Source organism: Ruegeria sp. B10, assembly GCF_056539825.1.
Genome location: NZ_JBQFVP010000017.1, coordinates 98,899 through 108,356 on the forward strand (window position 1 = coordinate 98,899; position 9,458 = coordinate 108,356).

10 protein-coding genes are annotated in these 9,458 nt (G+C 55.9%); 8 read left to right on the forward strand and 2 right to left on the reverse strand.

Translation table 11 applies throughout. The annotated features are described in order from the left end of the window. Positions 1-10: 10 nt before the first annotated feature. The 5 genes from ACR0J4_RS20685 (at position 11) to ACR0J4_RS20705 (ending at position 5,286) form a co-directional block, all read left to right on the forward strand. The gene (locus ACR0J4_RS20685) at positions 11-553 is read left to right on the forward strand and encodes a hypothetical protein (protein WP_170417788.1); all 543 of its coding nucleotides are present in this window, start codon (positions 11-13) and stop codon (positions 551-553) included. 683 nt (positions 554-1,236) lie between these two features. Next, positions 1,237-1,437, forward strand: a complete 201-nt coding sequence (locus tag ACR0J4_RS20690; RefSeq protein WP_170417785.1) for a hypothetical protein — start codon at positions 1,237-1,239, stop codon at positions 1,435-1,437. 472 nt (positions 1,438-1,909) lie between these two features. Next, positions 1,910-2,329: a hypothetical protein gene (locus tag ACR0J4_RS20695; RefSeq protein WP_170417782.1), complete on the forward strand. Its 420-nt coding sequence runs from the start codon at positions 1,910-1,912 to the stop codon at positions 2,327-2,329. After that, positions 2,326-4,161 carry a relaxase/mobilization nuclease domain-containing protein gene (locus ACR0J4_RS20700; protein WP_170417779.1) on the forward strand — a complete coding sequence of 612 codons (1,836 nt, stop codon included), beginning with the start codon at positions 2,326-2,328 and terminating at the stop codon, positions 4,159-4,161. The genes ACR0J4_RS20695 and ACR0J4_RS20700 overlap by 4 nt, the downstream gene beginning before the upstream one ends. Positions 4,162-4,248: 87 nt before the next feature. After that, positions 4,249-5,286 (forward strand): hypothetical protein, encoded by a 1,038-nt coding sequence (locus ACR0J4_RS20705; protein WP_170417776.1) that lies wholly within the window; start codon positions 4,249-4,251, stop codon positions 5,284-5,286. 209 nt (positions 5,287-5,495) lie between these two features. On the opposite strand, the gene ACR0J4_RS20710 is transcribed toward ACR0J4_RS20705, so the two are convergent. Beyond that, positions 5,496-5,912, reverse strand: a complete 417-nt coding sequence (locus ACR0J4_RS20710; RefSeq protein ID WP_170417773.1) for a MerR family transcriptional regulator — start codon at positions 5,910-5,912, stop codon at positions 5,496-5,498. Positions 5,913-5,986: 74 nt separating this feature from the next. Here ACR0J4_RS20710 and ACR0J4_RS20715 point away from each other — a divergent pair, with 74 nt between their 5' ends. The 3 genes from ACR0J4_RS20715 to ACR0J4_RS20725 all read left to right on the forward strand — a co-directional run bounded on the left by ACR0J4_RS20715 (position 5,987) and on the right by ACR0J4_RS20725 (position 7,742). After that, positions 5,987-6,616 carry a cation efflux transmembrane domain-containing protein gene (locus tag ACR0J4_RS20715; protein ID WP_170417770.1) on the forward strand — a complete coding sequence of 210 codons (630 nt, stop codon included), beginning with the start codon at positions 5,987-5,989 and terminating at the stop codon, positions 6,614-6,616. Between the two features lie 74 nt (positions 6,617-6,690). Next, on the forward strand, positions 6,691-7,158 hold the full coding sequence (locus ACR0J4_RS20720; RefSeq protein ID WP_170417767.1) for a DUF411 domain-containing protein: 468 nt from the start codon (positions 6,691-6,693) through the stop codon (positions 7,156-7,158). 161 nt (positions 7,159-7,319) lie between these two features. Then, positions 7,320-7,742 carry a c-type cytochrome gene (locus ACR0J4_RS20725; RefSeq protein ID WP_170474328.1) on the forward strand — a complete coding sequence of 141 codons (423 nt, stop codon included), beginning with the start codon at positions 7,320-7,322 and terminating at the stop codon, positions 7,740-7,742. Between the two features lie 214 nt (positions 7,743-7,956). Here the strand turns inward: ACR0J4_RS20725 and ACR0J4_RS20730 are convergent. Then, on the reverse strand, positions 7,957-9,458 hold a 1,502-nt coding region (locus tag ACR0J4_RS20730; RefSeq protein ID WP_480668809.1), incomplete at its 5' end, for a type IV secretory system conjugative DNA transfer family protein.

Genomic DNA, 9,458 nt, shown 5'->3' on the forward strand with positions numbered 1-9,458 from the left:
GCTATCCACCATGTCCACCGATGCAGCTCCGTCTACGGTTGAAAAAGCCGCCCGCCGCGTCTGGAAATCCGCGCAGATGTTCGTCGGGTTTCATACAGACCAGAAGGGCAAGCCGCGCACACAGCCGAAGCTCTGGCCGCCAAAAAACGGGAGCGCGTCGATCCATGGTGATCCCAGCGCGCAGGAGGCCATCGTGGTCGTCAAAGCCGCTGATCCGGACGAGGTACAGGACGTGCAGATCAAGCTGCACCCAAACCGCATTGTTGTGCGCCGCGATGCAGATGCCTGGTGGCAGGGTGTCGCTGTAGATGAGCATACCGTGACGGTCCGAATGGCCGACAACACGATCATCGAAATCCGCCATGACGGATCGGTGAAGCGGCGCTCGGCAGAGGACGAAACCCATGTTGAAGCAGATGGCAGCATCTTCAAGTTCACGGAATTTGCCGAGGCGCATATGACGGGTGACGGGGTGGAAATGACCCGCCGCACAGAGGATCGCATTGCCACGATCACAGCTGACGGTGTTGTCGATCGCGCGCGCAAGCGTTAGCCTGTAAAGAATACCTCCAGATTTTCCTTTGGTTAAACTCGTGGCCCGCTTCGGTGGGCCTTTTTCTTGGCGTACTCATCACTGTATCTGCCCGTGCGCCGGTCTCGCCCCGCGACAGCGCTTGAGAGAGTTCTTGCGGATTACCGGGGCGTCCTACCGAACCCGCCAATCCAAATTGAGTCCGGCTGTTTACCTGATCCGCACAAGCACGGACCAGGGCCGGACCGTCCGGTCTTTGGCCTCCGCCAGTTGGATAGGGCGGTTTGCACCGTCCGTCATTCTTCATCCTTTGCGACGACGGTCATACCGACCCAGAAGGGCAACCCCCAACTTAGAACTGAGCGCCGCGCCTGTGTCGGATCGAGGTGATGTTGCCGCCATCAAAGACATCGTTTTGTTCAGATGTTCCGCGCGCAGCGATCCCAGAAAGCCTTGCCTTTCACCAGGTCTGACAGTTTCAAGTACGTTGCCGGAGAAGATCCTCGGCTGCGGTGTTTCTGAAGGGATGAACATAAGCGGGCAGTCGGGGAAGACGCGCGGCGCCCGGGCCGGGCGCCGCGCTTCAACAAGGAATGTCCCCTGCGCCTGCGGCGCATTCCGCGCGGATCAAATTCCCTGCTGACATCCCCTTGATGCCCGCTTTTCCCTTGTTCATCGAAACACGCCATAGCGAGGATCAAACAATGGCAACTCAAACTCTGAAACTGAGCGTCAAGACCGGTGAAAAAGAAGGCAAGACATTCTGGGATCGATGCGGGGTGCTCTTCGTCAATACCGATGAGACCGGCACCATCACCTCGATCCAGGTCAAGCACAGCATGTTCCCTGGCGTTGAGATGGTGGCCTTCCCGAAGCGCACCGATGACGATCCCGTCACCGAATGACGGGAGGGCAGGGCGGCGCAAGCCGCCCTTTCTTCTGCTCCGGCCGCAGGCCGGACCACATATGCGCCACAGGTGGCGCGCGGTCCTAAGACCGGGCAGGGGTGCCGACCTGCCCCAATGCGGCAGCAGACAACCCTGCCACACCCGCCGCGAAAGCGGCGGGACATTGAGCGCGCTGAGGCGCGCGGAAAATGCCATACTGACCTTGAACGTGCCGGTATGTGACGGGCGCTGTTCGGGCAGCTCCCGCTTTGCGTGATTGCCCTGCGCCGGTCCACCGGCACCCACGCCTGCTGGCTGGAAAAGGGGCAGGACCCTTTTCCCGGCGTGGAGATTGCCTCCAAGAGCAAAACTGTTCCGGGGGCAATTTGAGAAAATACGGATTTCTAAAATCACCCCCGGTTTCCTCTTGGAGAGTATGACAGGATAAGGTAGTTGTGTTACAAGTCATAAAAACAACCAGAGGTATACATTGAGCAAGCCCGGCGACACCACTGTCTTTTCCGTTCGATTGCCGTCAGATGCGTTGGTGCGTTTGGAGGAGGCCGTGCAGTCGCTTGGGGCCAAGAGCCGCAACCAGATCATCCAACGACTGATCTATCGTCTGATCGGGTATCTCGATCCTGACCCGGCCGTTGTCGATCTCTGGCAGACGCACTTGCGGCAGGTTCAGGGTGGATACACCAACCTCAATCAGCTCGCAAAATCGGCCAAACGCGGTTCGGTGATCTGGACCGATGACGACCGGCGCGATGTCGAAAACCTCCATCGTGCGATCATCCAGCACCGGCAAGACCTGAAGGCGCTGATCACCGCGGCCCGCCGAAACCGAGAGCCAGACTCCGCCATTCGCCGAATCTTGCGCGACGATGAGAGGACATCTGAAGCATGAACGTCGCGGCTCACAATTTGACGGCAGGGGACTTTCTGGAGCTAGCCTTCCGGGAAGCGCAGAAGGGTATCGATCGGTCCAAGCAGATCAGCCAGCAGCTGCAAACCGCCAAGCGCATGAAGTTCATGATCTCGCGGGCCTCATCCATCAAGGCGCGGCTTGGTGCTGTGGTTGGAAAGCCCGAGGCGGTTGTGAAACACGTCCGCAAAGGTGGGGTGAAAAAAGCGCATGAGCTGCGCCGCCAGATCAATTACCTGACCGTCAGGGCAGAGGGCGTGTTGGACATCCGCGACAATGGTGTGACCCCGCTCGATGCCGATCAGGTGAGTGATCTGATCGAGACCTGGGCCGAGGATTTCAACGGGAAAACCAACTATGGTTATACCCGTCACATGATCGTTTCTTTTCCCGAAGGCACCTATCCGGATGCCGCGCATGAGGCCGGTTTGGACTTCGCGGATCGCCTGTTTGGGAGCGGTGATTTTGGCGATACCTGGGACTATCTGACCGTGTTCCACAACGACACTGACAACCCCCATGTCCACATCGTTGTGAATAACCGAGGCGTGGAACATGGGCAGTGGTTGGCTATGGGTATGAGCAGCGACATGAACATCGACGTTCAGCGCTCTATCCAGGTTGAGGTTGCCGAAGGATACGGAATTGAGCTGACCGCAACGACCCGCCTTGAGCGCGGTTTGCGGCAGGAAGTTGAGACCGACACGTGGAAGGTTCAGGCCGGACTGTCTGTTGTTGAAAGCACTCCGGAGGTTGAAGTTACGGCCCGCGACATGGCCGGTGATGTGATGACACTCTCCATCGCAAGAATGTCGGATCTGTTTGATGAGCGCGCCAACGCTGTCAAAGACCGGATCGAAGAGTTTGCCATCCAACTCGTTGAAAGTGAGGAACCTATGGTATCGAGAATGGAACATCTGCTGGATCAAGCCCATCATTTTGATGATTACGGCGAGCCAGGAGACCCGTCTTATGTGTCGCCCGAAGTCATGAGCAACTTGCGGCGACACATCGAATTAGGCGGTTCTGAGGAAACAATCGCACCCGAGCTGAAGGCTCAGGTTGTTGCCCATATCAGCGACGTTCGGGACAACGAACAGAGCCATCCGTATCTGTCTGCCCTTGCTGATATTGTCGATGACAAGGCGTTCCAGTCGTCCGCTGATTATGCCCCGGCAGCACGCCGGTACGAGGTCTATATACAGGACACCTTGGGCAAGGGGGCCTATGAGGACTTCCAGACTCAGACCAAAGAATTGCTGCAATCCATCGACAAGATGGAAGGGCTGGCCCGTGAGGTTGACGACCCTCATCTGCGTGTCGCTATGGATATTCAAATTGGCGAGTTGAAGGGCGACGTTGCGGACCTGCGCACCAACGATCCGGACCTTCAAGCCTTCATCATCGAGGACCGCCGCTATTCAACGATGATGGGAATGGGCACTGCCGAAATGGATGTCTTGGATTATTCAGAGGCCGGCAAGTGGGCAGCGATCCGCAAAGAAGTCACCGACACGGCCAGCAGCTACGGCCTCGATGGCGAGGCGTTCGTTGCCCGCTTTGGCGATCATCAGAACGTCACCCTGGGTACAACAATGGGATGGCGCAGCGACGACATTTCGACCGCCGCGGCCCACTTCCAGGCGCAAGGATTACCCGACAGCCACGACCGCGCTGAGGCCGTTGTTGACGAGCTGCACCAGCTTGCGTCTTCCAGGATCATCGCAATCTCAGAAGAACTTTCAGACGTTCACGCCCACGCAACGCACCCGCTCTTGCAGGGGCGCGGTGACGATGACGGGCACAGCTTGTAAGGACTTTAACCGGTCTGCCTGATGCGCGCGCCAACGCCCCAGGCAGACCCATCACAGAGTTTTCCATCAACTCGCAAAGGAAAAACTATGGTTTCGCGTACAGACTATCTTTTGAACGAAGTCGAACACTTCGCACCCTATTCCAGATTTGATCAATCCGCCCCGCGTGAAGATCGCGTTTCAGAGCAGATCGACATCATCAGGAAAGAACAGCAGGCGATGGGCTTTGATCGTGCAGCCATCGCCTCAAACAGCTTCGACATCGAGGACCAGGCCAACCGCCGTGTTGACGAACATACTGCGCAACAAGATCTGGTCGAAGAATTCAAAATCGAATTTGAAGCTGCGGAGCGGTCAGGGGAGCCGGTTGATCTGAACGATATGCAGGCTTTGGTTTCTCAGCACATGAGTGATGCTCAGGAATACGATCTGTATCACCCTTACTATTCGTCCCTTGCGGATCTGAGTGGTGACAAGGATTTTCAGGAGTCCGACGACTACCAGTCGCCCGGTGATCGCTATGTTCAGTATATGCAATCCGCTTTGGGGGAGGCCATCTTTGAGAACTACGAGCAGCAGACCAAGGACATCGTGAACTCCATCGAGAACATGGAGGCTCTTGCACGAGAGGTCGAAGATCCACACTTGCGTGCCGCAATGGACGTTCAGATCGGGGAGTTGAAAGGCGATGTTGCCGAACTGCGCCCATATGACACCGACCTGCAGGCATACACTTTGGCTGATGACAGCTACACCACATCCATGAATGCGGCCGAGTTGGACAACCTGGACCCCACGGAAGCCGAAAAATGGCTGGCTGTGCGTGATGACATTGTGGCGACCGCGCACAGCTTCGGTCTCGACGGAAGCAAGTTCCTGGCCCGCTACAACGATCATGACAGCGTTTCAATCGGCACAACGGCGACTTGGAAAGACGCGGACATTTCCACCGCTGCCGCCCATTTCAACAGCCAAGGCGTTCCGGACAGCTACGAGCGCGCGGAGGCCGTTGTTGGTGAGCTGCACCAAGTTTCATCCAGCAAGATTGCCGCCGTGGTGCAAGAGATTGCCCATACCCGCGAACAGGCTACCCACGTCCATGAGTATGATGGACACAGTCTTTAACCACGGAGGACATGATAGATGATTGTTCGCGCCGGTGAATGTGTTGCCGGGAACAGCGAGACCACCGGGTTGGAGTAATGTGGGGTCTGTTCCGATTGGGACGGACTCTTGTCCTTGGACATTCCGGGCATTCGCTGCACCACGTTTGAATAGGCAAGAAGCGGACAAAACAGTCTTTCGCTGGGACTAAAGCAATGTCCGCTCATAGTTTAGTGATCGTGGTGACAGAGTTTATGATCGGCAAGAGACGCGAGCACATAGCAGTTCTCTGACACTCCTTCGTCATCACAGCCCTTCGAAATCCGAACCAGCTCTTTTTCAAGAGCCCGTAGTCGTTTGATCTTTGCTCTTACTTCGGAAAGTTGTGAGACGGCGATGTCCGTTGCGGCTTGGCATGAACGATCCGGGTGGCCTTGAAGCACAATCAATTCGGAGATCGCTTCAATTGAGAAACCAAGATCGCGTGCATGCTTGATGAAACTGAGACGCTCTAGCCCTGCCACATCGTAGCGCCGTTGGTTGCCTTCGGTGCGTTCTGGTGCGGCAAGCAGGCCCATTTCCTCATAGTAGCGGATAGTCGGAACTTTGACCTTCGTGCGCTTGGAAAGCTCCCCGATAGAAAACATGAAAATACCTCTTGAACCTCTAGTAACTAGAGACACTACACTATGGTCACGACAGATACAAAAAGGGCTTCCCAATGTCAGCATGTTGCGGACACAACGCCAAATTCGACGGCGTATCAGACGACTACAAAAGGAGGCTGTGGATTGTCATTGCTCTGAACGCGGTGATGTTCGTCGTCGAGATGACTGCCGGTCACTATGCAAAGTCTCAGGCACTTCAGGCCGACGCTCTAGACTTCCTTGGGGATGCTTTGACCTACGGTATCTCGCTGGCAGTGATCGGGGCTTCAATCCGTGCACGCACCAATGCCGCTCTGGCGAAAGGGGTGAGCTTGCTGCTGATGGGTCTTTGGGTGTTTGGATCGACCGTGTACCGGGTGTTCTATGTCGGAGTGCCGGAGGCCGAGATCATGGGCATCGTTGGCTTTTTCGCTCTTATGACCAATCTCGCAAGTGTTCTCTTGCTCGTCCGTTACAAGGACGGCGATGCAAATGTGCGCTCTGTCTGGCTATGTTCGCGTAATGACGCCATTGGCAATGTGGCCGTTATGTTTGCAGCTTTAGGCGTCTGGGGCACAGCTAGCGGTTGGCCTGACCTGATTGTTGCGGCGGTCATGGCAACGTTGTTTCTTTCCTCTGCTTTCCAGATCGTGCGCCAAGCGCTCGCCGAGCGTCGGGAAGTTGGCGAACATGAGCATGTTTGACGTGGATTATGACCTTTGATCTCGAATGATACGAAATCGGCTCAATTTAGTTGGAAATACCAAGGACTCTCGCCATGAACCTGAAACGCCGCCAAGTACTGACTTACGCCGCTGGCTTTGCCAGCACAGTACCATTTGCCGCGTTTGCGCAAGACACGCCTTCCGTCCGTGTTCTCAAGGATCCGAACTGCGGCTGTTGCCAGGTTTGGATCGACATCCTGCGGCAGGAAGGCTTTCGCATTACCGAGGAGCGCAGCTTTGGAACACAGCTTGTCCGCCACAAATTGGACAACGGCATTCCCGAAGAAATGATGTCCTGCCACACAGGCGAGATCGATGGCTATATGATCGAGGGGCATGTGCCGGTTGCAGACATTCGTCGTCTGCTGGAGGAGCAACCCAGTGCTGTTGGACTTGCTGTTCCTGGCATGCCCTACGGTTCCCCTGGGATGGGGCCGGAAGATCGTCGTGAGGCCTACGACGTGTTTTTGATCCTCAAGGACGGTAGCACCGAGGTGTTCAAGAGTTACGAAGCGGCCTGAGGCGACGTTCATCGAGCGGAAACAGTAAGGAGGAGAAGATGACGAAGCTTGGATTACGCACTCTTACCTTAAGCGTTCTGTCTATCACCATTGCTACAGTGGGTTGCGCACAACAACAACGAGGAGATTGGTGGGGTCACGGGCCAATGGGATCTAACCACATGAGGTCTGAGCACATGCGTGGTTGGGGGCACGGCAATATGGGGCCTGGCCAGCAGCAGCGCATGCAACGACATTGGACGTATATGAACGAGGACGTGCCCGCAGCCTACCGCGGGGCTCGGAGCACCATTCGTGCAACGCCCGAGAATGTTTCGGAGGGCAAGACGCTATATACGGAAAACTGCGCAAGCTGTCATGGAGCTGAGGGTTTGGGCGATGGTGAAGCCGGACGTTCGCTCGCGCCCTCTCCCGCTCTCCTACGATGGTTCGTTCAGATGCCGATGTCGGGGGACGAGTACCTTCTTTGGGCAATTTCCGAGGGCGGCGAACGCTTCGGAACAGACATGCCAGCCTTCAAGGAAGCGCTGAGCGAAGAAGACCTTTGGAAGATCATCGTTTATATGCGTGCGGGGTTCCCTTGATCTGTCGTCAATCTGTTGGTTTTTGATGAGTGTTTTTGCTGTCGATACTATGACGACAATTCTCAGCAGGCATAAAGCTGACAATGCGCCATTCTAGTAAGCTTCACGGAAGCGGACATATATGTAAGTCGCAGCACGAGCAGGTTAGGGCTCTCTCCTGCCGTTCTCTGCATATTGAAGTAAGGTCCGGTTCGGCCGCGTCCTGTTACCCCCGTCAAGTGAAGGCGCTACTTTCAGCCCGTTTGGCTTTCATTTTCTCCATCGCCATATCTTTCGCTGACCGACTTTTCCGCTTTGCGACCGTGCGCTGCGCATCAAATGCCGCCTGAAGTTCCTGGTCTTTTTCAGAAACCTCTTTCACCGGGGCAGGGGCCGGTTTCGCATCAGCCACTGCCTTTGCCGTATCCTTGGCCTGCTCTTCAGCAAGATCCAGGTGTGTCCCTTTGATCTTTGGCGTGTCGCCACCAAGGAACTGCATGAAATAAGGATCTTCGAAATATCGAATCTTGTTCGCAATCACGGGCATCTTGCCTTCGCGGATCAGCACAACCTCGTTTTCCGGCAGACGACCAACGTGCTCTGGCCGGAGCAGCCGAATGCCTTCTTCACGCTCTGATATGCTGCCCATTTCCATCTTGCCGAGTGCTCGAGACTTCGACTTGCTTATGACCGTTTTGTCCCCGATGGACCTGGACACATGTTCGCGTACTTCGGAATCCTCTGAGGCGGCAAACATCTGGGTTCCAGCGTTTGCCAGCATCGCCCGCACACCCTCGTGCCCATAAATGTCCTGTAGGCGCGACAGTGTTTGCGAAATCACCACGAGCCTGCCCCCGAACGATCGCATGGTGTCATAGGCTTCAACAACGCGCTCAAGATGGCCGAGGCGTTGGAACTCATCGAGCAGCATCAAAACCTTGAACGGCTCATCTTCGCCCGGCTCAACAGTTTCGATGGTGTTCACCAGATCGAGGAAGAACAGGCGAATGAGCGTCCGGAACTCTTTGACCTTTTTCCCTGGCACGGAAAAGTAGATCGAGCTGGGGCGCCGACGCAGATCTTCAAAGTTGATGTCATTGCCCTGCGTGGCTCTTGCTACCGACGGGTTGCGCCAGAGCTGCAGGCCGGAGTTCAACATAACCGAAATCGTTGACCGCAGGATTTTGGATTCTTCGGCTGCAAGATTCAGAAACTCATCTGCAGCTCGCGCATATCCAACTTCTTCAGCCATTTTCTCATAGTCCTTTTGCTTGGTCGTTTTGACCAGGCGCAGGACTTCGGAAATGTATGGCCGCTTTCTTTTGATCGCCAGCATCGCCATTGCGCAGAACATGCCTTCAACACCACCCATAAAGCCCTGCGCGGACGAGCTGGGCGTGTCGAACATCTGAGTTGCAACCTGAATCACTTCTTCCCATCGCCGGTCCAGATTGTCGGCACGTGCTGCGCGGCGCAGAGGGTTGTAGCTGTGGCTTTTGTCGGGGTTCTCGGGGTCGAACATAAAAACCTCATCGCCCATTGCTGCCCGACGCGCGCCGGTTGTCTGGAAAATCTCGCCCTTGATGTCCAGGACGACGCAAGACCCATTGAAACGCAGGACATTCGGGATCACAAAGCCGCTGGTTTTGCCCGAACCAGACGGGGCAATGAACATCGCGTGCGGCTTTTGGACACCGGGGCCGGGCTTATAGTAGATCGCGTTTTTGTCCTTTGGCT